Origin of the sequence: Amycolatopsis sp. YIM 10 (assembly GCF_009429145.1) — a bacterium.
GTDB lineage: Bacteria > Actinomycetota > Actinomycetes > Mycobacteriales > Pseudonocardiaceae > Amycolatopsis.
Genome location: NZ_CP045480.1, coordinates 9,604,241 through 9,629,792, shown reverse-complemented (window position 1 = coordinate 9,629,792; position 25,552 = coordinate 9,604,241). Strand labels below are relative to the sequence as shown.

Annotated in this window: 30 protein-coding genes and 1 tRNA gene; 7 read left to right on the top strand and 24 right to left on the bottom strand. The window is 66.6% G+C overall.

The features are described from left to right. Positions 1 to 26: 26 nt before the first annotated feature. The 3 genes from YIM_RS44675 to YIM_RS44665 form a co-directional block, all read right to left on the bottom strand. The gene (locus YIM_RS44675) at positions 27 to 1,238 is read right to left on the bottom strand and encodes a BtrH N-terminal domain-containing protein (RefSeq protein ID WP_228004401.1); all 1,212 of its coding nucleotides are present in this window, start codon (positions 1,236 to 1,238) and stop codon (positions 27 to 29) included. Positions 1,239 to 1,315: 77 nt separating this feature from the next. Beyond that, on the bottom strand, positions 1,316 to 2,188 hold the full coding sequence (locus YIM_RS44670) for an LLM class F420-dependent oxidoreductase (RefSeq protein ID WP_153036096.1): 873 nt from the start codon (positions 2,186 to 2,188) through the stop codon (positions 1,316 to 1,318). A gap of 71 nt (positions 2,189 to 2,259) precedes the next feature. After that, positions 2,260 to 3,195 (bottom strand): YncE family protein, encoded by a 936-nt coding sequence (locus tag YIM_RS44665; RefSeq protein WP_153036095.1) that lies wholly within the window; start codon positions 3,193 to 3,195, stop codon positions 2,260 to 2,262. 192 nt (positions 3,196 to 3,387) lie between these two features. Here YIM_RS44665 and htpX point away from each other — a divergent pair, with 192 nt between their 5' ends. Beyond that, entirely contained in the window at positions 3,388 to 4,245 is an 858-nt protein-coding gene (gene htpX / locus YIM_RS44660) for a zinc metalloprotease HtpX (protein ID WP_153036094.1), read from the top strand. 10 nt (positions 4,246 to 4,255) lie between these two features. On the opposite strand, the gene rfbA is transcribed toward htpX, so the two are convergent. Further along, complete coding sequence (gene rfbA / locus YIM_RS44655) at positions 4,256 to 5,134, bottom strand: glucose-1-phosphate thymidylyltransferase RfbA (RefSeq protein ID WP_153036093.1); 879 nt, start codon at positions 5,132 to 5,134, stop codon at positions 4,256 to 4,258. 87 nt (positions 5,135 to 5,221) lie between these two features. Between rfbA and YIM_RS44650 the strand changes: the two genes are divergently transcribed. Both YIM_RS44650 and YIM_RS44645 read left to right on the top strand, forming a co-directional pair. Beyond that, positions 5,222 to 6,088: an alpha/beta fold hydrolase gene (locus YIM_RS44650; protein ID WP_153036092.1), complete on the top strand. Its 867-nt coding sequence runs from the start codon at positions 5,222 to 5,224 to the stop codon at positions 6,086 to 6,088. Between the two features lie 4 nt (positions 6,089 to 6,092). Continuing rightward, complete coding sequence (locus YIM_RS44645; RefSeq protein WP_153036091.1) at positions 6,093 to 6,707, top strand: TetR/AcrR family transcriptional regulator; 615 nt, start codon at positions 6,093 to 6,095, stop codon at positions 6,705 to 6,707. Here the strand turns inward: YIM_RS44645 and YIM_RS44640 are convergent. Together YIM_RS44640 and YIM_RS44635 are read right to left on the bottom strand one after the other, a co-directional pair. After that, positions 6,680 to 7,837 (bottom strand): exo-alpha-sialidase, encoded by a 1,158-nt coding sequence (locus YIM_RS44640; RefSeq protein WP_153036090.1) that lies wholly within the window; start codon positions 7,835 to 7,837, stop codon positions 6,680 to 6,682. The two genes, YIM_RS44645 and YIM_RS44640, sit on opposite strands and share 28 nt — an antisense overlap. Positions 7,838 to 7,945: 108 nt before the next feature. Then, positions 7,946 to 8,437 carry a YajQ family cyclic di-GMP-binding protein gene (locus YIM_RS44635; RefSeq protein WP_153036089.1) on the bottom strand — a complete coding sequence of 164 codons (492 nt, stop codon included), beginning with the start codon at positions 8,435 to 8,437 and terminating at the stop codon, positions 7,946 to 7,948. Between the two features lie 117 nt (positions 8,438 to 8,554). Between YIM_RS44635 and YIM_RS44630 the strand changes: the two genes are divergently transcribed. Continuing rightward, positions 8,555 to 8,636, top strand: a tRNA-Tyr gene (locus YIM_RS44630). A gap of 350 nt (positions 8,637 to 8,986) precedes the next feature. Here YIM_RS44630 and YIM_RS44625 read toward each other — a convergent pair. From YIM_RS44625 to YIM_RS44560, 14 genes are all read right to left on the bottom strand, one after another. Further along, positions 8,987 to 10,009 (bottom strand): HNH endonuclease, encoded by a 1,023-nt coding sequence (locus tag YIM_RS44625; RefSeq protein ID WP_153036088.1) that lies wholly within the window; start codon positions 10,007 to 10,009, stop codon positions 8,987 to 8,989. 113 nt (positions 10,010 to 10,122) lie between these two features. After that, complete coding sequence (locus YIM_RS44620; protein ID WP_153036087.1) at positions 10,123 to 11,484, bottom strand: tyrosine-type recombinase/integrase; 1,362 nt, start codon at positions 11,482 to 11,484, stop codon at positions 10,123 to 10,125. Next, positions 11,484 to 11,672 (bottom strand): AlpA family transcriptional regulator, encoded by a 189-nt coding sequence (locus YIM_RS44615; RefSeq protein ID WP_153036086.1) that lies wholly within the window; start codon positions 11,670 to 11,672, stop codon positions 11,484 to 11,486. Before YIM_RS44615 ends, YIM_RS44620 begins: the two co-directional genes overlap by 1 nt. A gap of 160 nt (positions 11,673 to 11,832) precedes the next feature. Continuing rightward, a complete protein-coding gene (locus tag YIM_RS44610) occupies positions 11,833 to 13,200 on the bottom strand; it encodes a DUF3631 domain-containing protein (protein WP_153036085.1) in 1,368 nt (455 codons plus the stop codon). Further along, on the bottom strand, positions 13,200 to 13,937 hold the full coding sequence (locus YIM_RS44605) for a DNA cytosine methyltransferase (RefSeq protein ID WP_153036084.1): 738 nt from the start codon (positions 13,935 to 13,937) through the stop codon (positions 13,200 to 13,202). Before YIM_RS44605 ends, YIM_RS44610 begins: the two co-directional genes overlap by 1 nt. Next, complete coding sequence (locus YIM_RS44600) at positions 13,937 to 14,866, bottom strand: bifunctional DNA primase/polymerase (RefSeq protein ID WP_228004400.1); 930 nt, start codon at positions 14,864 to 14,866, stop codon at positions 13,937 to 13,939. Before YIM_RS44600 ends, YIM_RS44605 begins: the two co-directional genes overlap by 1 nt. A 262-nt stretch (positions 14,867 to 15,128) precedes the next feature. Continuing rightward, a complete protein-coding gene (locus YIM_RS44595; protein ID WP_153036083.1) occupies positions 15,129 to 17,285 on the bottom strand; it encodes a cell division protein FtsK in 2,157 nt (718 codons plus the stop codon). Further along, entirely contained in the window at positions 17,282 to 18,385 is a 1,104-nt protein-coding gene (locus tag YIM_RS44590; RefSeq protein ID WP_153036082.1) for a hypothetical protein, read from the bottom strand. Before YIM_RS44590 ends, YIM_RS44595 begins: the two co-directional genes overlap by 4 nt. Beyond that, positions 18,382 to 18,657 (bottom strand): hypothetical protein, encoded by a 276-nt coding sequence (locus YIM_RS44585; protein ID WP_153036081.1) that lies wholly within the window; start codon positions 18,655 to 18,657, stop codon positions 18,382 to 18,384. Before YIM_RS44585 ends, YIM_RS44590 begins: the two co-directional genes overlap by 4 nt. Continuing rightward, positions 18,657 to 18,893: a hypothetical protein gene (locus tag YIM_RS44580; protein ID WP_153036080.1), complete on the bottom strand. Its 237-nt coding sequence runs from the start codon at positions 18,891 to 18,893 to the stop codon at positions 18,657 to 18,659. Before YIM_RS44580 ends, YIM_RS44585 begins: the two co-directional genes overlap by 1 nt. Then, on the bottom strand, positions 18,890 to 19,279 hold the full coding sequence (locus tag YIM_RS44575; protein ID WP_228004399.1) for an RRQRL motif-containing zinc-binding protein: 390 nt from the start codon (positions 19,277 to 19,279) through the stop codon (positions 18,890 to 18,892). The genes YIM_RS44580 and YIM_RS44575 overlap by 4 nt, the downstream gene beginning before the upstream one ends. A 26-nt stretch (positions 19,280 to 19,305) precedes the next feature. Then, positions 19,306 to 19,731: a hypothetical protein gene (locus tag YIM_RS44570; RefSeq protein WP_153036079.1), complete on the bottom strand. Its 426-nt coding sequence runs from the start codon at positions 19,729 to 19,731 to the stop codon at positions 19,306 to 19,308. Then, positions 19,728 to 20,144, bottom strand: coding sequence for an RNase adapter RapZ (locus tag YIM_RS44565; protein WP_153036078.1), 417 nt, complete (start codon positions 20,142 to 20,144; stop codon positions 19,728 to 19,730). Before YIM_RS44565 ends, YIM_RS44570 begins: the two co-directional genes overlap by 4 nt. Then, complete coding sequence (locus tag YIM_RS44560; RefSeq protein ID WP_153036077.1) at positions 20,144 to 20,464, bottom strand: hypothetical protein; 321 nt, start codon at positions 20,462 to 20,464, stop codon at positions 20,144 to 20,146. Before YIM_RS44560 ends, YIM_RS44565 begins: the two co-directional genes overlap by 1 nt. A gap of 114 nt (positions 20,465 to 20,578) precedes the next feature. On the opposite strand from YIM_RS44560, the gene YIM_RS44555 reads away from it, so the two are divergent. Beyond that, entirely contained in the window at positions 20,579 to 20,920 is a 342-nt protein-coding gene (locus YIM_RS44555; RefSeq protein WP_153036076.1) for a winged helix-turn-helix domain-containing protein, read from the top strand. On the opposite strand, the gene YIM_RS44550 is transcribed toward YIM_RS44555, so the two are convergent. Further along, entirely contained in the window at positions 20,917 to 21,120 is a 204-nt protein-coding gene (locus tag YIM_RS44550; RefSeq protein ID WP_153036075.1) for a hypothetical protein, read from the bottom strand. The two genes, YIM_RS44555 and YIM_RS44550, sit on opposite strands and share 4 nt — an antisense overlap. Positions 21,121 to 21,320: 200 nt before the next feature. Here YIM_RS44550 and YIM_RS44545 point away from each other — a divergent pair, with 200 nt between their 5' ends. Both YIM_RS44545 and YIM_RS44540 read left to right on the top strand, forming a co-directional pair. Then, positions 21,321 to 22,034 (top strand): helix-turn-helix transcriptional regulator, encoded by a 714-nt coding sequence (locus YIM_RS44545; RefSeq protein ID WP_228004398.1) that lies wholly within the window; start codon positions 21,321 to 21,323, stop codon positions 22,032 to 22,034. A gap of 8 nt (positions 22,035 to 22,042) precedes the next feature. Then, the gene (locus YIM_RS44540; RefSeq protein WP_153036073.1) at positions 22,043 to 22,519 is read left to right on the top strand and encodes an NUDIX domain-containing protein; all 477 of its coding nucleotides are present in this window, start codon (positions 22,043 to 22,045) and stop codon (positions 22,517 to 22,519) included. Here YIM_RS44540 and YIM_RS44535 read toward each other — a convergent pair. The 3 genes from YIM_RS44535 to YIM_RS44525 all read right to left on the bottom strand — a co-directional run bounded on the left by YIM_RS44535 (position 22,507) and on the right by YIM_RS44525 (position 24,952). Next, entirely contained in the window at positions 22,507 to 23,058 is a 552-nt protein-coding gene (locus YIM_RS44535; protein ID WP_153036072.1) for an HD domain-containing protein, read from the bottom strand. The two genes, YIM_RS44540 and YIM_RS44535, sit on opposite strands and share 13 nt — an antisense overlap. Positions 23,059 to 23,141: 83 nt before the next feature. Then, positions 23,142 to 24,407 (bottom strand): hypothetical protein, encoded by a 1,266-nt coding sequence (locus YIM_RS44530; RefSeq protein WP_153036071.1) that lies wholly within the window; start codon positions 24,405 to 24,407, stop codon positions 23,142 to 23,144. Further along, positions 24,404 to 24,952, bottom strand: coding sequence for a DUF4365 domain-containing protein (locus YIM_RS44525; RefSeq protein WP_194239955.1), 549 nt, complete (start codon positions 24,950 to 24,952; stop codon positions 24,404 to 24,406). The genes YIM_RS44530 and YIM_RS44525 overlap by 4 nt, the downstream gene beginning before the upstream one ends. Between the last annotated feature and the right edge of the window lie 600 nt (positions 24,953 to 25,552).

The following is a 25,552-nucleotide window of genomic DNA, read 5'->3' as shown; positions in this document are numbered from 1 at the left end:
ACACGCAGCGTGAACGCATGATCGCGCTACGGTTCGAAAATCACCGACCGCAGCGCGCCGATGGCCGCCGTTTCGGCCTCGTGGATCACCCGGAGCCGCGTGCCCAGTTCCTGGAACAGCACGTGAACCTCCTTTGTGGACAGCGGGCAGACGGCGTCGTACTGGGCGCGCAGCATCCACAGTTCGGCCGCGGCCTGCCCGGCGGACTGCTGCATGGCGTCGCCCTCGGTGAAGATGCCGCCGGAGATGGTCGAAGCGAGTTCACGCATCCTGGCGAACGGCTCGACCCTGGGGTCGAGCGCGGCGTCGGCGAACTGGTGCCAGAGCCCGTTGATCTCCCGCCAGCGGTGGGCCTGCTCGGCGAGCGCCGGCAGTTCGAGCACGGTGGCCGCTTCGGTCAGCGCGGCGGCGAACAGCCCGCGCAGGCTGCCGCCGGTCATCCCGGCCGGCGTGACACTGTCCCAGATGGACAGCAGCGTGCCGGTCAGCCCGGCGCGGTCGGCGAACACGGTCGGCCAGCCCTTCGGCTTCTGCTCGTCGGTGAGCAGGCGCGCCCATTTGGCCCAGGCGGGCAGGGAGAAGGAGGCGGATTTCGCGGAGAGCCGTTCGGCGCATTCGGTGAGTCCGCCGCGCACCGCCGTCCGCAGCGCCGCCGCGCCGATCCCGCCCTCCGGCGGCCGCAGCCGGACCAGCAGGTTCTGGTACGAGACCACCCGGCTGCGCGCCCGGTCGAAGGCGGCGCGCTCCACCGTGAGCGGCGCGAGGTTGCGGTCGTCGACCAGCACCCGGCCGTTCTCCTCGCCGTAGGCCACCACGAAGTGCCCGCCCATCGCCTCGGTGCTGGCCGGCAGGTGCCAGTAACCGAGCAGGTAGCGGTCGGGCAGCACGATCACCGCGTGTCCGGCGGCCAGTTCGGCGCTGAGCCGCTGCGCGGCACCCACCGCGCCGGTGGTGGTGTGCACCTCGGCGGGCACGCCGAGGCGTTCCACAGTGGACTCGAGCCAGGCCTGCGGGTACTGCCAGCGACCGCGGAAACCGAGCACGAGCGGCTTGTTGCCGTCGTGCTGGAACTCCCACAGGATGTAGCCCGCGCCGATCCCGCCGGAGCAGGCGAACACCAGCGCCTCGCTCAGCGGCAGCCCGTCGGGACCGTGGAATCCCTGCCCCGCCAACACGTTGGTGATCGCCGAGACGTCCGGCTGGATCCCGCCGCGCAGCTGATGACCCTGATCGCCCACTGGCCGTCCTCGGTGACCTCGCCCGGGTAGGAGCGACCAGTAAATTACGCGAGGACGGCTACGTCAACGACCAGCGACTAAAGTGGAGAGATCGCGGGGATCACTTCGCGCGCCAGGTGCTCCACCGGCTCGATCCGTTCGGCGCCCGGCGTTCCGCCGATCACCGCATCCACGCCGAGTCCGGCCAGCCGCCGCAGTTCACGGACCAGCTCGTCAGTCCGCTCGCCGTGCTCTCCGGTGACCAGCGGGTGATACACCGTTTTGGTGATCTCCTCGTAGTTCCGGCCTTCGCGGTCGCAGTGCGCACGCAGCACGTCGAGCTTGTGCTCCAGATCAGGGGTGTTGAACAGGTTGCACGCCTGCCCGTACTTCGCCACGAAGCGCAGCGTCTTCCGCTCACCACCGCCCCCGATCATGATCGGCGGGTGCGGTCCGCTCAGCGCCTGCGGCACGTTCAGCAGGCGCTCGGCCTCGACGCGCTTGCCGGAGAACGGTTTTTCGCTGTCCGACCACATCGCCAGGCAGTACCGCAGCGCGTCCTCGAGCAGTTCGAACCGCTCGGCGAGCGGCGGGAAGCGGTAACCGAGCCCGCGTGCCTCCTCCTCGTTCCAGCCCGCGCCGACGCCGAGCATCGCGCGTCCGCCGGAGAGCACGTCGAGCGTCGTCACCGCCTTCGCGAGCAGGCCGGGATGGCGGAAGTAGGCGGCGGTGACCACGGTGAGCAGCTTGACCCGCTCGGTGTGCGCGGCCAGGAAACCCAGCGTGGTGTAGGCCTCCAGCATGTCCTTCTCCGGCGGGCCGAAGAGGTGGATCTGGAAGAAGTGGTCCATCACCGCCAGGTAGGCGAAACCACCCCGCTCGGCGGTGCGGGCGATCTCGGCGAGGTCCGCGCCCAGCCGCGCGGGTCCGCCCTCGAAGGTGAAGTCCGGAATCTGCAGCCCGAGTTCCATGACCGCAACGTACCGCCGCGGTCACCTTTCGTGACCGAAACTTCAGCGGGGCTTCAACCCGGCTTCAGCGCTCAGAAACCGGTGATGGCGAGCAGGGAGTCGCGCTGCGGGTCGGCCACGTAGACGATCCGGGTGCGCTGGTCGACCGCGACGTCCCCGGCGTTGGTGCCGAGCGACAGCTCTCCGGTCACCTCGTTCTTCCTGCCGTCGATCCGGATCAGCCCGTTCGGCCCGCCGTTGGTGTAGACGATGTCGCCTGCCTGGTGCACCGCCACCGACGAGGCCGCGCTGCGCAGCAGCACCTTGGCCTTCTCGGTCCTGGTCGCGCCGTCGACCACGGACATGTGGTGGATCCCGGAGTTCGCCACGTACAGCGTGTTGCTCGCCTCGTGCAGGTCGAGCCCGGCCGGGGCGTTGCCAACCGGCGCCGCGCCGACGAAGGTCTTGCCGACGGTGTCCAGGACCTCGACCGTCTTGCTCCGGTCACCGGTGAAGTAGGCGACCCGGCGGCCCGCGTCGACCCGCACCCCGATCAGCGGGCCCGCCGGACCGGACAGGGTTTCGCGCAGCGTGTCGCTCACCCCGTCCAGCAGTGCCACGTCCCCGGCCGGGCCACCCGACGCGTAGATCGTGTTGGAGTTCTCGTCGACATCCAAAGTGGACGTTCCGGGACCGGCCGCGATCACCCCGAGCACGGCGTTGCTGTCCCCGTCGAGCACGGTCACCGTGCCCGCACCGGCGTTGGCCGCGTAGACCCGGCCGGTGCGCTCGTTGACCGCGATGTCGCTGAGCGGGCCGCCGACGTCGACGGTGGCGATCACCAGGTTGCCGGCCACCACGGTGATCGAGCTGCTCCCGGCCACGTAGACCGCGCCGGTGACGGAATTCACCGCGACCGCGGCCGGCCGGTCGCCGACGGCGATGGTCACCACGTCCTCGGCGTGCGCCGGGGGCGCGGTGACCAGTCCGATGGCCAGTATCAGGGTCGAGATCAGCTTTGCCCGCATGGAGTCCTCACTGGTCAGCCGTGGGTAGCGCTCCTGTCGCGTGGTGTCACCATCGACTCGACCCTAACTCCGCGCCCGGGTGACCGCCGGTTGTGCCGGACGCCCGACCGGGTGAGGATCGCGGCGGAACCTCGTGCGGTCCGCACGCGTTCTGACTCCGGGAGGCCAGCGCGAGAAGGGAGGCGGCCACCAGTGCACAAGCACCGGAACGGGGTCCGGACCGCCCTGCTGCTGGGCCTGCTCAGCGCGCTGATCATCGCGATCAGCGCCGCCTTCGGCCGCGGCGCCCTGCTGATCGGCCTGGTGCTGGCGCTGGGCATGAACGGGTTCGCCTACTTCCGCTCGGACAAGCTGGCGTTGCGGGCCATGCGCGCCAGGCCGATCTCCGAGGCGGAGTACCCGGCGATCCACCGCATCGTCCGCGAGCTGGCCACCAGTGCGCGTCAGCCGATGCCGAGCCTGTACCTGAGCCCGACCGTCGCGCCGAACGCCTTCGCCACCGGCCGCAACCCGCGGCACGCGGCGGTCTGCTGCACCACCGGCATCCTGGAACTGCTCGACGAACGCGAGCTGCGCGCGGTGCTCGGGCACGAACTGGCCCACGTCTACAACCGCGACATCCTCATTTCGTCGGTTGCCGGGGTGCTGGCCAGCGTGGTCAGCGTGGCCGCCAACGTGGCGATGTTCGCCGGGGTGTTCGGCGGTGGTGACCGCGAGGAGGACAACCCGCTGGTCACGCTGCTGCTGGTGCTGATCGGGCCGGTCGCGGCCGGGATCGTGCGGATGGGCGTCAGCCGCTCGCGAGAGTACGAGGCGGACGCCTCCGGCGCGGCGCTCACCGGCGATCCGCTCGCCCTCGCGTCCGCCCTGCGCAAGCTCGACGCGGGTACGAGGGCGGCTCCACTGGTGCCCGACCCGAAGCTCGTTTCCCAGTCGCACCTGATGATCGCGAACCCGTTCCAGCCGGGCGAGAAGTTCTCCCGCTGGTTCTCCACCCACCCGCCGATCGCCGAACGCGTCCGCAGGCTGGAAGAACTCGCCAAGCGTTAGGCGCTGGGCGTCAGGCGGCGCCCGCCGACTTGGCCACCGCCATCAGGTAGTCGCCGTAGCCGGACTTCGCCAGCGCGGCGCCGAGCGTGAAGCACTCGTCCGCGGTGATGAAGCCCATTCGCAGCGCGACCTCCTCGAGGCAGGCGATCCGCACGCCGGTGCGGTGTTCGAGCACCTGCACGAACTGCCCGGCTTCGAGCAGCGAGTCGTGCGTTCCGGTGTCCAGCCAGGCGAAACCGCGGCCGAGGTCGACCAGTTTCGCGCGCCCGGCACGCAGGTAGCTCAGGTTGACGTCGGTGATCTCCAGCTCGCCACGCGGCGACGGCTTGAGCGAGCGCGCGATCTCGACCACTTCGTTGTCGTAGAAGTAGAGCCCGGTGATCGCCTTGTTCGACTTGGGGTGCGCCGGCTTTTCCTCGATGGAGACCAGTTTTCCGTCGCCGTCCACTTCGCCGACACCGTAGCGTTCGGGGTCCTTCACCGGGTAGCCGAACAGCACGCAGCCATCCAAAGTGGACACTTCGGTCCGCAGCCTGCTGGAGAAACCCTGGCCGTAGAAGATGTTGTCCCCGAGCACCAGTGCCACGTCGTCGTCGCCGACGAAGTCCGCGCCGATCACGAACGCCTCGGCGAGGCCGTTGGGGCTGGGCTGCTCGGCATAGCTGAAGTTGAGCCCGAACTTGCTGCCGTCACCGAGCAGGCGCTGGAAGTTCGGCAGGTCGGCCGGGGTGGAGATGATCAGGATGTCGCGGATCCCGGCGAACATCAGCACCGAGATCGGGTAGTAGATCATCGGCTTGTCGTAGACCGGCAGCAGCTGCTTCGAAACCGCCTGGGTGATCGGGTGGAGCCGCGTTCCGCTCCCCCCGGCCAGCACGATGCCCTTCATGCGTCGTTCCCCCGTCTCGATTCCGGCTGCACCGGACCACAGTATCGGGTCATTTACATACAAACAGTCTGTATGTAACTATGGGGCATGGAGCGAAGCCAGGAACTGGGGGTGCCCGCGGCGGTCGAACTGCCACAGGGCACGGTGCGGTACTTCGAGCGGGGCGCCGGTCGTCCCGTGGTTTTTGTGCACGGGCTGCTGGTCAACGCCGAGTTGTGGCGGAAGGTGGTGCCCGCCGTCGCCGAAGCGGGCTTCCGCTGCCTCGCCCCGGATCTGCCGCTGGGCGCGCACGAACTGCCGCTGCGGCCCGAGTCGGACTTGAGCCCGGCCGGAGTGGCCGACCTGATCGCGGACTTCCTGGACGCGCTGGACCTCCGCGATGTGCTGCTGGTCGCGAACGACACCGGCGGCGCGCTGACCCAGTTGGTGCTCACGCGACGACCCGAACGCGTGGGGGCCGTGGTGTTCACGCCGTCCGACTGCTTCGAGAGCTTCTTCCCGCCGATCTTCGCGCCACTGCCGAAGCTGGCGCGCGTGCCGGGGTTCGGTCTGATCACCGCGGGCCTGTTGCGGGTGAAACCGTTGCAGCGGCTGCCCATCGCCTTCGGCTGGGTGGCGAAGCACCCGGTCGAGAACCGGATCATCCGCCGCTACCTCGAACCGCCGTGGCGCAGCGCGGGCGTCCGGCGGGACCTGCGCCGGTTCGTGCGTCAGGTGAGCAACCGCTACACGCTGGAGGCCGCGCCGAAGCTGGCCGCCTTCGACAAGCCGGTGCTGCTCGCCTGGGCCGTCGAGGACAAGCTGTTCCCGATGTCGCTGGCGCGGCGGTTCGCCGGTGCCTTCCCGAACGCGCGGATCGTCGAGATCGTGGACTCCTACACCTTCGTGCCGGAGGACCAGCCGGGCGAGCTGGCCGGGCACATCATCGAGTTCGCGGGCGTCATGGCAGATTGACCGGGTGAGGCGAACACAGCGGGACCGGTCGGCGGGAACGAAGAACGCGCTGGTGACGGCGGCGCGCGAGCTGTTCGCGGAACGCGGTTACCAGGCTGTGCCCGCCGACGAGATCGTGCGCGCGGCCGGGGTGAGCCGGGGCGCGCTGTACCACCACTACGGCGACAAGCAGGGGCTCTTCCGCGCCGTGGTCGAGGAGCTGGAGCAGGAGGTCACCGACGCGATCCGCGCCGAAATGGCCGCCCAGCCGGACTTCCTCTCCGGCCTGGCCGTGGCGCTCACCGCGTTCCTCGACGCCTGTGCCCGGCCGGAAGTGCGGCAGATCTCACTGATCGACGGCCCGTCCGTGCTGGGCTGGCAGGCGTGGCGCGAGCTGGAGGCGCAGTACGGGCTCGGTCTGATCGAGGAACTGGTGACGGCGGCGATCGCGCACGGCCTGTTCGAGCCGCGGCCGGTGAAGGTGCTGGCGCAGCTGGTGCTCAGCGCGGTCGCCGAGGCGGCGCTGATGATCGCCTACTCCGACGACCCGGAGGCCACCCGCGCCGACGCCGAAGACGCGCTCGGCGCGTGGACGGCCGGGTTGCTGCGGGATCAGAACGCCGGGCCCTTGCCGAAGTAGGCGCGGCACATCCCGTCCGGTTCGAGGTCGGCGGCGATCTGCAGCACGTTCGTGCCGCCGTCGACCGGGAGCAGGGTGGAGCTGTAGTTCGGGCACCAGTGGTCGATCGGCTTGGTGACCCGGACCGGGGCGGGCAGCTCGTACCACGGGCCGGCGCCGAAGTTGTCGTTGGCGAGCAGGGTGGCGCCGTTGCCGGGCAGCGGATCGCCGTTGGAGCGCACGAAGATCTGGCCGACCATCAGCAGCCGCGTGCCGTTCGGGCCGCCGGGGAACAGCGTGACGGTCTGGGCGTGCTGGAAGTGGCTGCGGTCGGCGGTGGTGATCTGCGTGCCTGGCGCGCCGGGATCGCCGAAGTTGGCGCCGTCCGGGGAGATCTTGTAGTACGGGTCGCAGAAGTGGGTGCCGTAGTTGCAGATCTCGTAGCCGAAGTAGTAGCGCCTGTCGGGCAGCCTGCGCACGATCGGCATGCCGGGGCGCACCCGGTGCGGCGGGATCGCCATGGTGCGCTGCTTGGTGCCCCAGTTGAGCCCGTCGGCCGAGCCGACCCGGTTGAGCACCTGGGCGAACTGCGGGGCCTCGGTCTCGTCGGCGAAGTGCAGCCAGAGCGTGCCGCCGGCGTCGACCACGAACTCGGGTTCCCAGATGCCGTCGTGGTTGTGCGAGCGGGCGGCTTCGGAGAGGAATTCCCAGTCGCGGCCACCGTTGCGGCTGGCCCAGATCTTGAGCGCGATCCGGCGGCTCGGGCCGGCGTTCTGGCCGTAGCTGGCGGCCCACAGCAGGGTGCCCGCGCGGAGCCTGCCGACGCGCTGGGGGAGTTCGTAGAGGGTGCCGCAGCACATGCCGGTGGCGCCCTCGGGGTCGCGGATCTCGCCGATCCGGCGGAAGGAGGCGCCTTCGTCGTCGCTCTGGAAGACCGGCGCGTACCGCCCGCGGCCGTCCTCACTGGTCATCGCGGCGAGGATGCGGCCGTTGCGGGTGCCGGAGTGTTCCAGGCGGATCAGCCGGGGGTATGAACCCATGCCCTCGAAAAGCAGCTCGCGGTCCGCGGTCGCGGCCTGGACGGGACTGAGCAGACTGCCGAGCACCGACAGGGAAACCAGCAGGACCAGCCCGGTGAACACGCGGCGCATCGAACCCCTCTCGGACGGCGACCGCGCGATTACACCACGTTGTGCTGGCGAGTTCCGGCTACGTCGCCCGGCCGGGTGACGCCCCGGGAGGCGCCACCCGGGGCCGGGTCACCGGTAGTTGGTGAACTGCAGGGCGATCTCGAAGTCCTTGTTCTTCAGTGCCGAGATGACTTCCTGCAGGTGGTCCTTCTTCTTGCCGGACACGCGCAGCTGGTCGCCCTGGATCTGGGCCTGGACGCCCTTGGGGCCTTCGTCGCGGATGAACTTGGCGATCTGCTTGGCCTTGTCGGAGGCGATGCCCTGCAGGATGCGGCCGTTCACCTTGTAGATCTTGCCGGAGAGCGCGGGCTCGTCGGCCTCGAAGGCCTTCAGCGAGATGCCGCGCTTGATCAGCTTCTCCTTGAACACCTCGACCGCGGCGAGCGCGCGCTCCTCGGTCTCCGCCTCGATCGCGATGGCCTCCTCGCCGGCCCAGGCGACCTTCGCGTTCACCCCGCGGAAGTCGAAGCGGGTGGCGAGCTCCTTGCTCGCCTGGTTGAGTGCGTTGTCCACCTCCTGCCGGTCGACCTTGCTCACCACGTCGAATGAGGGATCCGCCACTGGTTCTCACACCTCGTAATCGCACTAGTCGGTCGGCCCAGCCTAGCTTGAGGAGACCGGGTGCCGACCCCGCCACGTCGGCCTGTATTCTCTTCCTCGGCTGGTTCACCCGGCTACGGCAGGTTGCCCGAGCGGCCAAAGGGATCTGACTGTAAATCAGACGGCTTCGCCTTCGGGGGTTCGAATCCCTCACCTGCCACACCAGCCAGATCGGCCCGGTGACCTGCGAAAACAGGACACCGGGCCGATCTTGCTGTGTGCGGCCGTGTGCGGCCACAGGCAGCCGTTTGCGGCGGCTCACCCCAAATACGCCCCGACGTCTCTGATGCCCCGCCGTCTGCCCGAGGGACCCGACATCCCAGGGTTTCGCGGCTGAGGCTCCTCGGTTGGACTCACCCCGACCGACCTGGCGGTCGTGCGGGGTAGCAGTGCGTGATGTAGGTCATAAGTGGCCGATGTGTCGCGAGTGACGCCCGGGTGGTTTGCGCCACCCGGCGTCGGCGTGGTGGGCGGGGCTCACCCGCCAACGCGTCCAAGGGTGAGACGACTTCAGTGAGGGGCCTGCTGATCGGGCTGGTCCCCGCGGTCCTGGCCACCGTCTTCGGTGAGAGAAGCTACGACGGAGGCCAGTGTTGGTACGAACCTGTATTCATCTTGCTCAGTCATAGGGAACCAGCGTTCATAGACGCGGCCAGGCTCGATGCGTCTCGCCCGCTTGTCATTGTTGCAGGTCTTGCATAACATCTGGAGATTTGTTACGTCATTAAGTCCGCCGATGGCTAAGGGAACTATGTGGTCGAACTCCACCCTGTTGATTGGACTGTAGGCGCCCCCGAGATCGCGTTCGCACTTGCAGCAGCGACCCCTGTCTCGAAAGAATACGGCCCGCTTGGCCCATTCGGGAATCCTGGCACGCTTCAGCGTCGAACCGCTCTTGTTGGTCTTCTTGAAGAGGTCCTCATCTGGCAGAACTTGCTGTCCGTCGGAGTGAAGTACCCAGCTCGCCAGGTGTGAGTTGAACTTGTAGAGGAAGCTGCGGTTCGCGAAGAATACAAAGAACACCTCTTCGGTCAACTGACGTACGAAGTCGGCGTAATCGCCTCCTTCGATCTCCGGGACGCATATGTCGAAGTCGGGTCCGGTTCCGAGATCGCCTGGTGGTGGACAACAGTAAGCCCCTGCCTCCGCCCATTGGCCGAGTTCGTGCGTGGCTTCCGAGACGTCGAAACCGTGACTTTTCATGAGGTCTACGCTAAGTAGCCATGCTGGGCTGGCTGGGCAATATTGGTTAGAGCAAGAGTCGCGTCGTACGTATCTGGTGTTCGAAGCTCTGTCGAAGTCTTCATCCAAAACCTGCTCTATGAAGAACTCCGTGAAAAGATGCAAAGTTGTCCATCGCTTGAAGGGGGCAACGTAAAGATGTAGCCCTTCCGAAAACTCATCGCCGAATGCTCTGCTTAAGATGCTTTCGCGAGACATGAAGCTGTCTAGTTGGTAGACGAAGTAGTAGGTTCCGCTGAAGCGCAGCTCGATCCGGTCGGTAGGCGGTGTTGCCAGCCTGCCAGTTTCCATGTGTGGCCCTCCCCGTGTCCTGGCCGTGAAACGTGTCACATCATAGTGGCGTGTGGTCCTTTCGCCGTGTGTATTGGATCGGCGTTCGGGACTTCGAATCGCTCAGCGGTTTCTCAGTGGCCCTCAAGCGCGCGCTCGACACGGTCTCGGGCGGCTTGCTCGCCTCCGTCGAGGCACTTCGCGTAGACGCGGAGCAGGACGGAAAGGCTGTGCCCCGCCCACTTCGCGACCCTGGTCGGCTCCACACCTCCGTTGAGCCACGTCGACACTGCGGCGTGGCGTAGGTCATACGGTCGCTTGGCGAGCGGGCCGGCGGCGATCTCCGGCGTGAAGACGTGTTCCCGAGCTGCCGCCCACACGCGGCCATAGACCGTGCTCCCCACCCGGCCGCCCTCGCGTGCGCCGCGGAACAGACGGCCATCGCGCGCGGTGCCGAACTTGGCCATGTGCTCGTGAAGCAGCTCGGTGAGCACGGGTGGACAGGGCACCGTTCGGCCGGTGTCCTTCTCCCGGTGCTTCAGCGGAGCCAGCTCGTTCGCCGTGCCCGAGTCCGTCCACTCCCGACCGATCTCCGGCCGGGCGCCTTCCAAGTGAAGATCTCCCCACCCCTTCTCCGGCAACGACAGGTTGTACTTGCTGAGGTTGGTCACTTCCTCCGGCCGCAATGCCGCGTAGTACATGAGCCCGAAGAACGCGACCAGCCGCGGTCCCTGCTTGCTGACCTCGTTCACGGCTTCGAGCAACATCCGCCCCTGCATCGTGTTGACCACGGACTTCGGGTCGACCTCGTGCAGGACGAACTTCCGCTTCTTGGTCTTCACCTCCTGCAGCGGGTTCGCCGTGAGTAGCTTCTTCTCAATCGCGTAGTCCACGGCGTTTCCCAACGTCACCCGCCGGATTCGAACCGTATTCGCGGCGGCACGCTCACCGTCCAGCCGGAGGTCGAGAGCGCGGAGCAAGGTGCGCAGGACATCCGGGTTGGTCAGCTCGTCCACTCGCCGGCTTGCTCGGCTCGCCTGCGCGATCGCGTGCTGAATCTCGCTGGGGTGCTCGTTGTCGCGCGCCTTGGTGTTGAACGCGATCTTCAGTGCCGTGCGCAAGGTCCGCGGTTCGACCGGGACATTCCCCTTCAGCATCGGAACCGTGATGGTCATCAGCGATTCCGCGAGCGACTTCCGGTACTTGGGCGATGAGTCAGGCCACTTCATGTCCGCGTACTTGCAGGCGAAGTCGAACCACGTCATGGTCTCGGTGGTCCGGATCATCGAGACGGGCAGCCCGCTTACGACGTCGAACGCCAACCCGTCGCGTGACGCAGTGACCAGGCGAGAACGGAAGCTGTCCGCTAGGGCGTAGGTCTCGAAGGAGTCACCGAACTTCTTGCCGCTCACGAGCCACCGGACGCGGTAGGTGGTCTTGCGCTTCCCGGCGTACTTCTCGATCTTCCAGATTCGGACGTTGTAGCTCGTGTCCATCAGGCGGCCTCCTCGCACGTGTCCAGCCAGTTGTCGAGGTCGATCCGCCGGACTCGGATCTCGCCGTTCGGGAGCTTGATGCAGCGGGGCGCGCGCTTCTTGGCGCGCCACTCGTAGAAGGTGCGGCGGGAGATCTCCAGTTCTTCGCAGAGCGCGGCAATGGTGAGGTGCTGGCGTTTGGCAGCCATCGGTGTTGGTTCCCCTCGTCGCCGGCGGTCGCGCGGATCGCGCGCTGAGTTCGCCGGTGCGGTGTCGAAGTGGTTCAGGAGGTGTCCGCTACTGCCGCTACCTGGGCTACTTGCCTGCTCAGGTGGGTAGCGGATACGGAGGGGGTAGCGCTTGGGGCCGCTACCCGATGCCAGCCTGAGCCGGGGGTGAGGTGCCGGAGGTAGCCCTTGTTGCCGCTACCCCGCCCGTATCCGCTACCTCGTTGACCTGCTCGGTAGCGGAGGTAGCCCCGGTAGCGGCAGTGGGCAGGTAGCGGCTCCACGCGTCCGCGAGCCCACCGGGGCCGGTGGCGCGGTAGCCCTTCGTGACCTTGCCGCCGGGCTGCTTGATGTCCTTCGACGCGACGCCGTACGGCTTGAGTTCCTTGGCGAGCCGCCGCGCGTCGAGCGCCTTGCCCTTGCCGTCGAGGTCAGCCCAATCCGCCTCTTCGAGGCTGCACAGCGCATCCAGGATCTCGGCGGTGGTCAGCTTGTCGGTGTCGTGCCGGGTGAACAGCTCGTGCAGATCGGCGAGCAACTTCAAACGGACCGCGCCGCCGCTGCGGTTGGTGTTGGCCGCTTCCACGAAGTGCGAGCAGGCAGCCCTCGCGGTGGTCGGCCAGTGTGCGCCAGCGGCATCGGCCAGAGCGATCAGCGGTCGCCAGATCTCCGCCGACCGGTCGCGGACGCCGGGCGGCATAGCCGGTCGGCCCTTGCTCACCTTGTCGACGACGGTGGCAACCCACGCGGCCAGCATCTCCCGCAGCGGTTCGGCTTCCTGCTCTACGTCTTCCTCCCAGAACTCGTCCACTTCCTCGTCCTCGCGCCGCCGCTGCATGTGGACGGTGATGGCGCGGGTGGTGATGGTGTCGGGCATGTTCCCGGCGATGCCTGCGAGCGCGGCCGGCGCGTAGACGGGGAACCGCTGCACCTTCATGGCCTTGGCGTCGCCGACGCACCGCGGGATGGTCGCCGACCGCTTGTAGCCCGCGTTGAGCAGTGCGCGCAGGTCCTCGGTGTTGCCGCCGTTCTTCGGGTTGAAGATCGCATCCACCTCGTCGAACAGGATGGTGATCGGCCCGTCGTTGACCATCCGGAACAGCGCGGCGGCCGTGGCGGACATCGTCATCTCCGGCGACCGCACGAGGAACTGAGCGACTTCGAGCACCCGCGTCTTGCCGCTCCCCGGCTCCACGGAGGACAGGATCAGCCGCGGCGTGACGTAGAAGTGGTCAGCGGCGTGGGTGTGCGCGTACCAGAGCGCGAGCATGGGTGCGCAGTGCTCAGACGGGAAGATGTTGAACCTCCTGATGAACGCGGTCACCCGGTCGAGCACTTCGTGTCCGGGAAGCACCGTCGCGTGCTCGGTGCGCCACAGGGCTTGGCAGTTCTCCGAGCAGAAGTCGTCGGACGGTGAGTCGGCCAGCGAGCGCCCGCACTTCACGCACGTGCCGCCGGTCTCGCCGATCGCCGCGTCGATGGCGGTTACGGCGGTGTCCACAGCGGTCATCAGGCTGCCCTCCGCTCTGGTACTTCGTTGGCCGCACGGACGATCAGGTGCCCGATTTGCTCGGTGACTGCGGGGACGACGGCGTTGCCGAGTGCGCGGAGTGGGTCTCGCACCAGGCGTCGGGGAACCCCATCAGCCATTCGAGCCACCGCGGGTTCGGTCGGCCAATGCCGCCGTACAGGGCCTTGAGCTGGTCGCAGATCGATCGACCGTCCCGGCCCGTGTAGCCCTTGTAGTCCCTGGCCACGGGGGTGAGCCAGGATGAACAGCCGTCGTCGCAGGTGTGGGGCACCCACGGAGCACGCTGATACAACCGACCATTCGACGTCGAACCCGAGGTCGGATAGGTCGCTGAGGATGATCGAAAAAGCTTCGGTGTCCCTAAGCAGCGCTGCCACGTTCTCTGCGAGGACGTATCGAGGTCGAACAGCGTCAAGGACGTCGAGCATCCAGGGCCAGCCCCAGCGTTCGTCTGCGATTCCGTTGCGGCGACCGGCCTGGGAGAAGGGTTGGCAAGGGAATCCTCCGGCCACCAGGTCGACGGCAGGGCGGGGCTGGGCGCGCCACCAGGCGGGCGCGGTGCGGACGTCGTCATGGCGGGGTACCTCCGGCCAGTGGTGTTCGAGGACAGTGCGGCAGTAGGGATCGAGTTCGACCTGGCCCACAGTGGTCATCCCCGCGCGTTCCAAGCCGAGTTCGAGGCCACCGATGCCGGAGAACAGCGACAGCACGTTCATCAGGCCGCGTCCTTTCGGCGTGCCACCGGGTTCGCGGCGCCGGCTGCCAGTCCGGCGTCGACCACGCGCGCGACTTCCCGTGCGTTCGGCGGCCAGTGCGCGGAGCCGATCAGCGTCTCGCCGGCGGCAACCAGTTCGGCGCGGGCAACCGCGGCATCAATGATCTCGGCGCCCACCTTGCGACCGATCGTGTAGGCGGCGGACGAAAGCACGCCGTTGTAGCTGCCTGGCTCGGCGTCTCGCACCCGCTTCACCTCACCAGCGAGCGCAGCCATCCCGTACGAACTGGTGTCTCGAGAGCGAATCTGAATGGGCGCTGAGTCGACCGCTGCGGGCTTTTCGGCGCATGCCTGAACCAACCAGGCGGGCAACGGGACCGGCTCGGTGTCGTCAGCGAGTTCGTAGCCACCCTCCGGCAGGACCGATCCGGCCGCCACCACGTAGCCACCCCACGCGCGGGTGTCCACATTGGCGCACACGTGCTTCTGCGTGCTGCGCAGCCGGACGCCGGGCGGGCTGGTGAAGTACAGGTGCCGTCCGCCGGTCGGGGTGGTCACGGTGTAGGTGTCGGGCAGCGGTCCGCCGCGCTCGGCGGCCAGCTCGGCGAGTGCGGTCGCACCGTCCGGGCCGGACTCCCCGGGCTTGGCCACGTCGAGGTCCACCACGACCAGACCGGACGGGCCGGTGGCGATCCCGATGTTCCAACGCTGCCCGTCGGCCCAGGCGGAGCGGACCAGTTCGGCGTCGGTGGTCGCGCGGCGTTCCGGCGTCCAGTGCCCTTCGGCGCACCGGCCGGTCCGCGGGCAGTCGGCTTCGCGGTGGCCGGTCGGCTTCTTGGTGTTCGGTCGCAGCGGGAAGACGTTCCATCCCATCGAAGCGAAGTGGAGCGCCCAGGCGAGCATCGGACTGCTTGCGGTCGTGGTGTTCACCGTGATGCCTTTCGATGACTTTGTGTAGTCGAATCTGGGTATGGGGTGCCGCCGCGATGACCGGAGCGGTCGCGCGTTGCGGGTTAGTTCGGGGGTTAGGTCGCGGAAACGGGGTTAGGTTTCTAACCCGGCGGGTTACCGCGCCTTCAGTGCTCTTGAGCTGCGGAAAGTTAGCTGGGTTAGGCGGGTTAGGTCGGTGCGGAGCGCTCGGCTGAGTGCTGGATTCCGGCGTTTCGAGGGCACCCGCACCGACCTAACCTCGCTAGCCCTCGTCGTCCAGGTCTGCGGTCGCCTGCTTGGCCAGGGCCTCACGGATAGTCACCGGATCAACGGGGTAGCGGTTCTTCGAACTGGGCACCTTGACGCCGATCGCTGCCAGGTCCGTGCACAGCCTCGTGCCGGTGAGACCGCGGTAGGCGGGCCAGTCCGGCGCGTGGTTGCTCAGCAGAACCGCCACCTTCGCGGCCGGAACCGGGTCGGCGTCGAGCACATCGGAGATGTCTTCGAGCAGGTCCCGCTTCGTCTCGATCTGCCGCGCCGGCGCAGTACCGCCGGGCAGGTCACCGCGCTTGGCAACCGCGGCCATGGCACGCTCGATGATCGGCGTCACCTGGTCGTTCTCCTTTGCCACGTCCAGGAAGTAGACCTGCACGATGTCGGAGCGCTCCCCCGTGAAGCCCTTGACCACGGCAGTCCCCTTGTCGGTGCCCGGAATCAGCTCGGTGGCGCGGTGCCCGGCCGCGTAGGCGCCCTGCCCCAACAGCGCGTCGTTCGCCACATGGTCGCCGACCGCGAACGCGACGCCGTTCGAGCAGTTCCGCGTGACGTCGCGCGGCATGCTGTCCTTCGTCGGCGCCTGGGTGGACACGAGCAGGTGGATGCCGCGCTTCCTGCCCAACCGGACGATGTCGACCAGGAGTTGCGCGATCTCCTTGCCGTACTGGCCATGCTGGATCGCAACGTGAGCCTCTTCGAGCAGGCCGAACAGCGGGTGCAACCCGACGTTCTTGCTGGCCAGCTCACGCGTGACGGCCGGAACCTCGTACTTGATCAGCAGTTCACCGCGTCGCTGCACTTCGGCGTGCAGCTCGCGCAGGTGTTCCAGGATCTCGGCAATCTTCTCGTCCTCGGCACCCATGACGTAGCGGGAGCACCGCGGCCTGAACGCCTCGAAGTCGAAGTTCGCATCGGGAACCCAGATGCGCAGCTCGGCGGTCGGGTCGAGCGCGGCGCCGCCCATGATGACCCGCGCGGCGCCCGACTTGCCCTGACCAGGCATACCGCCGGTGATCGTGTTGCGCTCCATCAGCGGAGCCAGGATCGGCTCACCCCGCAGCGTCTTGCCGAACGGCACGCCCTTGAACACGTCCACGGTGCCGTCTTCGAGCAGCGGATACGGCCCGGCACCCTCGGCGAGCGCGCCCTTGTCCGCCACCCACAGGTCCAAGATCCCCGCTTCGCTCCCGGTAGTCGGCCACACCTCTTTGGACAGTCGGTGCAGGCCGGTCGCCAGGTCAGCGCGTCGCCGCGCCACCTTCTCCGCGGTGACCCCGGCAGGAAGTCGGACGATCGCGTGCGTACCGCGCCCATCCCTGCGGGCCGGAGTGATGAACTGCAACGGCAGTCCTTCTTTGAGGTACGCCGTGACCTGCGGAATTCGGAGCGCGGACAGGGCACGGGCAATCGTGGTCTCGTCGATCGTGACGTCTCCGTCCGCGTCGGCAGAGGTGGCGAGCCAGCTCGGAGCCTGGCCGCGCCGGCGTCCCTCACGCCACGCGGCGAACAGCACGCCGGCGCTCACCACGTACGGCGCGACCAGGATCAACGGCGTCCAAGCCCAGGCGATCGCACCGAACGCCCACCGGAGTCCGCCCAGCACCCCGCCGATGACGCCGAAGAACGATCCGGCGTCGGAGAGCTGCACGAGCAGGCCGATCAGCAGGACCAGCACGACCAGGGCGGCCAGGCCGATCAACCCGGCTCGGGTCATGCCCCTGATCATCTCCGGGAGGTCCATCAGCCGCTTGTGCCGACGTTCCTTGACCTGTTCCATCCGGTCGGTCCACTCCTTGATCTCGTCCACGTTGCCGACCGCCTCAGCGGCCTTGATCTGCCGCCGGTACACCCCGAGCGTGGATGCGTCCCAGGTGCGCCGTCCCCACGACTCGAAGCCCTGCATGACCGTCATCCCGTGTCCGAGTGCGGCCTTGGTCCGGTCGTGCGTCGCCGCGGTTCGCATCACGCGGCCGGTGGCGACCACCGTGTTCCCGTAGGCGCGGTAACGCTCGATCGCCTGGTGTTTCTGGCTGGTCAGCCGCGCGAACTCCTCGGCGCTGACGAGTTCGCCGTCCAACACCTCGGGGTGCCCCGGCAGGTAGTGCACCTGAGCCAGCTCGGTCGATTCGTCGGTGGTGCTCATGCCGCGTTCCCCTTTCGGTACTCGTCGCGCAACTGCCTGGCGCGCGCCGGCGAGCAGCGCAGGGTCTTGCGGATCGACTCCGCCGACTTCGGGTCGATCGAGTCGGTGGCAACCGCGTCGGCAAACTCCCGCCGGAGGTCGGCAAGGGTGCGCTTCTGCCGCTGCGGAGACGGGTGGGTCGGGGTCGATTTACGCTGGTCACCGGAGTGATCGAGGGTTGCCACCGGCCCGGAGTCCGGCTCCGGGATCGAAGGTCGAGCCTGGGTGGCCAGCCACGCGGACACCTCGTCACCAAGCACTTCGGCCAGCTCCGCCGGCGGCTCAACCGGCATGCCGGGCACGACGGCTTCGACCAGGCGCCCGCGTCCGCTGAGGCAGTACCGACCGGGCACGTAGACCAGGCTTGCGCGGCCTGCCGCGTCGATCTCGGCCACTGCCTGCCGGACTGCCGCGCGCTGCACCTTGGCCACCTTGCGCGCCGCGCGGCGGTCCACCCGAGCGGCCCGCCGGTCGGCAGCCGCACGCCGGGGTGTCGCGGTCACGAGTTGGTGAGCGAGAACGCCGGCGATCGAGGCGACCCCCATCACCACCGCTGCGGACATGCCCCGGCTGAGCCCGTGCAGCACGTTGAGCCCGAAGGCGACGAGCGCGAACATCCACACGCCGGCCTGCAACGCCCACACCGGCCGATCCGGATGCGCCCGCCGAGATGCGGTTGTCGCTACGGCGAACGCCCACATGCCCAGCTCGGAGAGCACCGGCAGGACAACCCCGGTCGCGTTGCCGTAGACATCCCAACCGAAGCGAGCCATCGACGGAATCGCCATGATCGCGCTGGCGATCGCGAGCGGGTAGATGAGCAGGTCCACCGTGTGCGCGGTCGCCCAGGTGCGAAGTCGAGCCCAGAACGCGGCCCGCCGTGCGGCCTTGGCCTCACGCTCAGCGCGCTTCTGCTTGGTCAGCAAGGCCGCGTCGGCACGGGCCTGTTCGGCCAGCGCGTTCCGCTCGGCGATCCGCCGCGCGCTGGCAGCGTCCGCGTTCAACCGGTCCTGTTCGGCCTCGGCCGCGCGGTTCGCTCGTCGTTCGGCTGCCCAGTTCATGCGCTGGCCTCCTTCCCGGTCTCGTCCCCGGTGGCGGTGTTCTCGATCTGGGCGAGACGCTTCGGCGGCATTCGTCGGATGGCGCGCACCTCGAAGACGGCCCAAACCGCGGCGGCCGGCGCCGACAGCAGCGCAATCCAGCCGTTCACGGTCAGCCCGAGCAGCAGCGGGACCGACACGGCGGACAGCTCACCGAAGTGCCACACGGTCCACTGCACGGCGAGTTCGGTGCGCGTCTGCTCGCGCAACACGGTCTCGGTGGTCTCAGTCATCAGGCACCTCCCGAAGGTGTGGTGTGTGCGAAGAAGTGGTTGATCGGGTTGGTCGGCTTGGCGCTGGCCTGCCGCACGGCGTAGCCGTCGATCCGGCGCATGACGCCTTCGAGCACGCGGGCGACCAGCACGAGCGGGATGCGGATCAGGTGCAGCGCCAGGAACAGCGCCACCGCACCGGCGAACCGCAGGAGAGCCGCGGTGCCGTAGCGGGACAGGACGTCGAAGGTGCTCATGCCGCCACCCCCGCCGTATCCGCGTCGAAGCAGTCCCAGCACCGGCGAGTCGAGGTCGGCACGACGTACGGCTTGACCTGGTCGCAGCCACCGCATGTGCGCCGCGCCTGGTTGGCCGCGTCGAGTTGCCCCGGCCGGAGCGGTCGGACCTCAGCCGCGAGTTCGACGGAGAACAGCTCGGCCACCGTCTCGTGCCTGAACGGCTTGTGGTGACGGAAGACCAGCAGCGCTAACGGGTCCTGCCCGTTCGGGCGGAGTCCCGCGTCCCGGAGCTGCGACTTGGTCAGCAGTACGGAGGGAGCCTCACCCCAGGCGAATACGGGAAGGCTGTCGAGGAAGCCGCGGCACAGGGCCACATGGTGAACCCTGCCGTCGAAGACGGTCACCACGGTCTGCTTGCGTTTGCGCGGGTTCACCGGTCCTCACCACCGGCGATCCGAGCCAGCTCAGCCGCGGCCTGGAGGTCGAGGCGCTGCGCTTCGGTCGTGTGCCACCCGGCGCGCTTCCAGTCTTCGACGGAGCAACCCGGGGTCGACATCGCAGCGGCCGTCCGGCGGTGCCACATGGCCCGCTCGCGCAACTGGCCTGCCAGCTCGCGCCGAACGGTCGTGTCGATGAGGGTGTTCAGGGCCTGCGGGGTGTAAATCACCCGATCGCTAGCCACAATCTGGGCGAGTCGACGCGCAAGGGGGCTGATGCCGGCGCGGAGCTTGCCTACCATCGTGTTCCTCTCCGTGTAGCCATGCGAGTGGTTGGGGAGACCCGGCCCGGTGGGCTTGTTCTTGGCGGGATGGGCCGCCGGTCCGGGGTCAGAAGGGATGACCAGAAGGCGGGTCATCGGTTGGTCCGAACGACCGGTCGCGAGATGTCCCGGTGAGTCACCGTGGTGGCGATTCCCTCGCGGTTGAGCGCGGCCGTGAGTTCGTTGGCCAGCACCACCGACCGGTGGCGTCCGCCGGCGCAGCCGAACGCCACGGTGACCTTGCGCGAGCGCAGGTCGTGCAGCCGGTGAAGCACGCGGGTGGTTTCCAGGACCCCGGCCAGTACGTCGAATGTGCCCGGGGTGTCGAGCACGTGCTGGTGAACCTGCGGGTACAGGCCGGTCATCTCACGCATGGCGGGGTCAGCGGCCGGGTTGTGCAGGCAGTTCCGCAGGTCGACTACAAGATGCGCCTGCGGGGGCTCACCGTGCAGGTAGCCGAACGATTCGACGATGACCTTGGTCAGTTCGTTGACGGCGGGCTGGATCATCACGCGGCCTCCCCGTCGAACGTGTTGGCCTGAACCTGCACGGGCAGGGAGCGCAGCACCTCACGACCGGAGCGGCGACGGCTCCTGTGCGTACGGCGGGCGTCGTTGAAGCCGTGCAGGAATGCGTACATCGCGGCCTGCTCGTCCTCGGTCAGCTCCAGTTCCGTGGTCTGCGCGAGCCGGTCCAGCTCCGCGTCACGGTCGATCTCCATGCGCTCAAACGACAGGGCGGCGGCTTCCTGAACTGCGGAAACGTCGTCCCAATCGAAGCCGTCGCAGCTGGCTTCGGCGCGGCGGCGGCTGATGTGTGCGGACCTCATCGGGGTTCCTCTCTGTCGGCTGACATAAAGCAATCTATATCAGTATGAGTCAGTTGCAAGACCGGCATTCGGGTGAACTATGTCGGTGTGAGTCAGATTCGGTAGACTGCGCAGATGGACGCCAACACGGCTGGTATGGCCGTCTACGAGCGTGTTGCCGAGTCGATCCGGGAGGACATCCGAGCCGGGGTGTTAAAGCCGGGGGACAAGCTCCCCGGCAACCGGGACCTTGCCGAGAAGTACGACGTCGCGCTTGGCACGGCGCAGAAAGCCTTGCGGCGACTGCAAGATGACGGCTGGTTGACCGCGACCCCAGCGGTCGGCGTCTTCGTCAACGAGCTGCCTGCCGAGACTGACCGCCTGGACGTTGCCGCGGAGCTACGCGAACTCCGACAAGCGGTGGCGGACCTGACCGAGCGGGTGCAGCGCATCGAAGAAGGCACGGGGGAGTCCTAGTTGCCGATGTGCCCGAGGAAGGCCGAAACGCCGTCGATGACGCTGGTCGCCCAGGCGAACAGCTCCTTGACCCATTCCGCGGTCGGCCCAGGGTGCTTCACGACCAGCGCGGCCAGCGCAAGGAAGACGACAGTGCCGATGACCTTGGGCAGGATGCCGCTGCCGGTCTCAGGGACGATGGTGGGGGTCTTGCGGGCCATGTCTCGCTCCGTTCTCTTTGTTCCTGGCCACCTCGTTCGGTGGTGTGCTCAAAGAAAACCGCAGCTCGGAGGACGTAGGTACCGCACTTTCGAAGATCGTCCGGGACGTCCTTGCGTCAGATCGCGTCCCATGGAAACGTCCGAAACGTCCCGGGAAGTGGAGGGTCCGGAACGTGGCAAATGATCGGCTCCGCACGGCGATGCTGGCGGCGAACCTGACCGTGGAGACGCTGGCCGCCAAGGTCGACGTCGACCCGAAGACGGTCGACCGATGGATCAGCAACGAGGATCGGCGCCCGCACCGCGCAACGCGGCACAAGCTCACTGAACTGCTCGGCGTGCGCGAAGCGGACCTGTGGCCCGCGCTCGCCGGAGATTCCCGACCGGCACCGGTCGAGTCCGAGCTGGTGCACCTGTACCCGTCCCGATCGGCCATCACGGGGGCGAACTGGGAAGCGCTGCTACATGGCGTCCGAGAGCAGATGGACGTACTCGTGTTCTCGGGTGCGTTCCTGGTCGAGCAGTACAACTTGGTGCCGTTGATCAGGCAGAAGGTCGCTGAGGGCGTGCGTTTCCGGCTTCTCGTTGGTGACGAGACGTCCCCTGCGGTCATCCAGCGCGCGCTCGACGAAAACACGCCCGGCGGGCTGGAAGGCCGCATCCAGCTCATGCGCCGGTACCTGTCCGACGTCGTCGACCTGGACGGTGTCGAGGTCCGAACGCACGGCACGATCCTCTACAACTCGATCTACCGATTCGACGATGAGTTGCTGGTCAACGGCCATGCTCACGGCGCGCTTGCCGGTCAGAGCCCGGTGCTGCACCTGAAGCGCATCCCGTCCGGCCAGATGTGGCAGCACTACATGCGCTCTTTCGAGCGGGTGTGGTCGGTCGGCGTCCCCGAGACCAGCTAGGAGCGGCTATGGCACGCGTGGACTACTTCGACGACCCAAACGCCCCGGCGGCGAACAGCGTGGTCCCGTCGGTCACCGTGGTGATCAGGGATGACGCCGGCCGCGTGCTGCTCATCCACAAGATCGACAACGACCGGTGGGCACTGCCCGGCGGCGGACACGACGCCGGCGAGCGGATCACGGACACCGCGGTCCGGGAGGTGCGGGAGGAGACCGGCCTGGACGTCGAGATCGTGCGCCTGATAGGCACGTACACGGACCCCCGGCACGTCATGGCCTACGACGATGGGGAGGTCAGGCAGCAGTTCTCGTTGTGCTTCGAGGGCCGGTGGACCGGGGGACAGCCGCGGGAAGACGGCACGGAGACGAAGGCCGTGCGGTGGGTCGAGCCCTCAGACCTGGACGGCCTGAACATCCACCCGTCGATGCGCCTCCGCATCGACCACGGCTTGGACCCCAGCCGGACAGGCCCCTACTTGGGCTGAGCCCTGGCCAGGCGTTCCTCGGTGCGCCGAACAGCCTCTTTGAGGATCGGCGCGGCCTTGACCCAGGTCCGGTGAACGGGGTCGTCGGGCGGATAGCGCTTCAAGATCTCGGCAATCCGCTCGTCGTAGGTCATCTGTTCCCCGCCCGGCCCTGTGGTTAGGTCGGCCGTGACCAATGCGTCAAGGACGGGGCTGTCCTCGAACGGGAACTCGCTCAATTCCCTGGTGAGCCCGCGTTCCGCAGCTTCGAACCGGGCTCCCGAGTGGTGTGCTACCAGGTTCACGATCTCGGCCTGCCAGCCTTGTTCTCGCAGGTAGCGAGCGCCATCTAGAGGGTGGAACGCGGTATAGTTGATGTCAGGTGCATAGCCGACATCGTGCAACCAAGCTGCTGCGACAAGGGCATCCCTTTTCTCATCGGTCACGGCTTCGCTAACGCTTACCGCTTTGAAAGCGACCTGTTGCACGTGTGCCCACCGACGTCCCAGTGGTGTTACGAAACGTTCGGCGAGCTCCCTGGCTTCCTCAACTACAGTCACGCTGGTCAACGTTACAGGGCTGGGGCGATCGGGGCGTCTGAGCGCGGCAGGCGAAACTGTGAACGTTGGAAGGGGTTGACCCCCTATTCCGGGGTGTCTTCGGGACCGTCGATCATAAGTTGCCCCTTAGGTGCTGGTGCTGCTATTGAATCTGGGCCAAAGCCGGGTAATTCGGAGACAGGGCCAACGATCCCTTGGATCTCGGCATTGTATAACCAACTGATAGAGCCTTCGCGCTCAAGGTCTCCACGTACCCTAATTGCGAGGTCCTCGTCGTGTGCGCGGGTGGCTAGGTGGTATTGCTCGGCGTCGAGCAAGCGAACTCGATATTTTCTGCCGGGTGATCCGATCGTGTCCAGGCCGAATACGCCTGGGCCGCCTGCTCGTTTTTTTGTCAATAGATGAACTCGTCCAATGGCTGTTGTGGTAACGACGCCTTGATTTGCCGATCCCAGTCTATTGGCGGCGGATTCAAAGACTCCAGCGTCCGACCCTTTAAATTCATAAACCGATGAAAGCCCCGAGTTGTTGAGGGGTTCGGAGGGGTCCCACTCTACAAGAATTTCGCTCCCCGACGAATCGCTCGTTATCCCTTGGAGGGCAACGGCCAGGTCATACGATAGCCCACTTCTTACGCCATCTTCGAAACCTGAGTAAGATCCCGTCGACCTATAGTGGTTCAGTGCGTCCGTTGCGGCCTCCAGGGAGGAGGCAATGGAGCTGGTAACTGACCTTGCTAGCACAGTATCGGTCCCAGGGATCGATTGGTTGACCGTGCGTGTCGCAGATATCGGTATTGTAATGTTAGTCGGCGCGTATGCGGTGACGACGTAACTTCCCGCAGCAGTTTGGCCCATCAATACCGAGTCGAGATAGCGACTTGCGAAATGACCTAATCGATTGCTGTACCTTCTAAGTTTCTCGACCCTCGTCTTGGCTCCGGCGATCAGCGTGGAGCGCGCCGACAGGATGAGTTCTTCGCCCTGTCGCCAAGATATAAGTCCGGATGGTGCGGCACTTTCTTTTCTGAAACGGAATGAGTCAGTTGGCTCGGATCGCAGGCGAGGAAGTACCTCTGACCAGCGGTCTCTTCTGTCTGCCTCGTCCAGCTCGGTTAATGCGGCGTTCATCAGAAGATTGTAGTCCGGAGCGTTCTTGTTCAAGGGAACCAAAAGAGAGCGCGGTCGAGAATCTGGATGCTCAAGACTTGAAGGCGGGATTAATCTATTGTAGATCCCTTCGCGACCGGTGCGAAGCTGCCATCCTACGCTCTTCAGAAGTACTGTCAGCCGTTGCGGATCTATTCGATCCGGCGATATGCCAGCCGCGTTTGAGGCATTTGCGCTCATGCTGCGGCCTTGTCGTGCTCGATCCGGTCTAGCATTTCGGATAAGCCGTTGGCGTCAAATACGTTAGCTGTAGGTATGTGCACCGTGGGTGCTTGCACCCCAGGCTTGATGGTCTTTCCTTCTAGGTTGACCCAGTAGCAACAGTGAAGCATCTCAAGTGCCTCATGGCCGCCTTTCGTCCAATCTTGTTGAATCGGGGAAGTTGCCATGACTACCAGAAACGCTTTTGGGTAACGATTGGGGATCGCCAGCTTCTCGAAATACTCTCTCTTCTTAAACTGGTAGGAGAAATTTTCCGCTTCCGAATTGGGTTTGATTGTCGTCGTGCTCTTGAGTTGCAAGTAGATAGATGTTTCTGGGTCCGCATCGGTCTTGCCTGAGCGGGTGACTTCCATGTCAACGCCATACAGGTCACGTCTCCGGAACTCTACGGTACATCCGGCGGTAGCAGCGATCGCCGACACGTAGCCCTCCTGAAGCTGCTCCATGCATTCCGTGAACGTCCGGTCGATGACCGGCTGGACCTTCTTCACCCGATCGCCCATGGCCCCCTCGCACGCGACAACAGTCGTTATGGCCATGAGGATAATCGGAGATCACCTAAAAGTGGACTCTTCGAGTCATCGCTGTTACCTTGCGTGACTTTCGCGCGCTTTCGGTGTAGTTGGTTGATGATCTTCAGCCTTGCTGCGCCTCCTCTCCTGGCTATTCTCACTGGGAGATACAGGTACCGCCAGCTGGGTGACTGCCTTCAAGGGCCATCCTTGATAGGTGCTCAAGCGCGAGCACTTGCGCACGTTGTCCTATAGGCAAGCAACCGGATGACCGGCGACGAAAGCTTCCTCGCGCCCTCCGTCCTCGTGCCGAGTTTGCCCCGAAGATCGACTGGGGTGCACTATTCATGCAGGTCAAACGTGGTTTTGGCGCTGCACTGTAAATCAGACGGCTTCGCCTTCGGGGGTTCGAATCCCTCACCTGCCACACCAGCGGAAACGCCCCGGTGACCTGTGGAAACAGGCCACCGGGGCGTTCTTCGTCTGTCCGGTCGTGTTCGGCCAGATCCGGCCATTCTGAGGCGCCCGTGGCCAATGCGTGGCCACGCTCGCCAGCCCTGTAGGCCACGCTCCACGCGGTCGCGGGCAGCC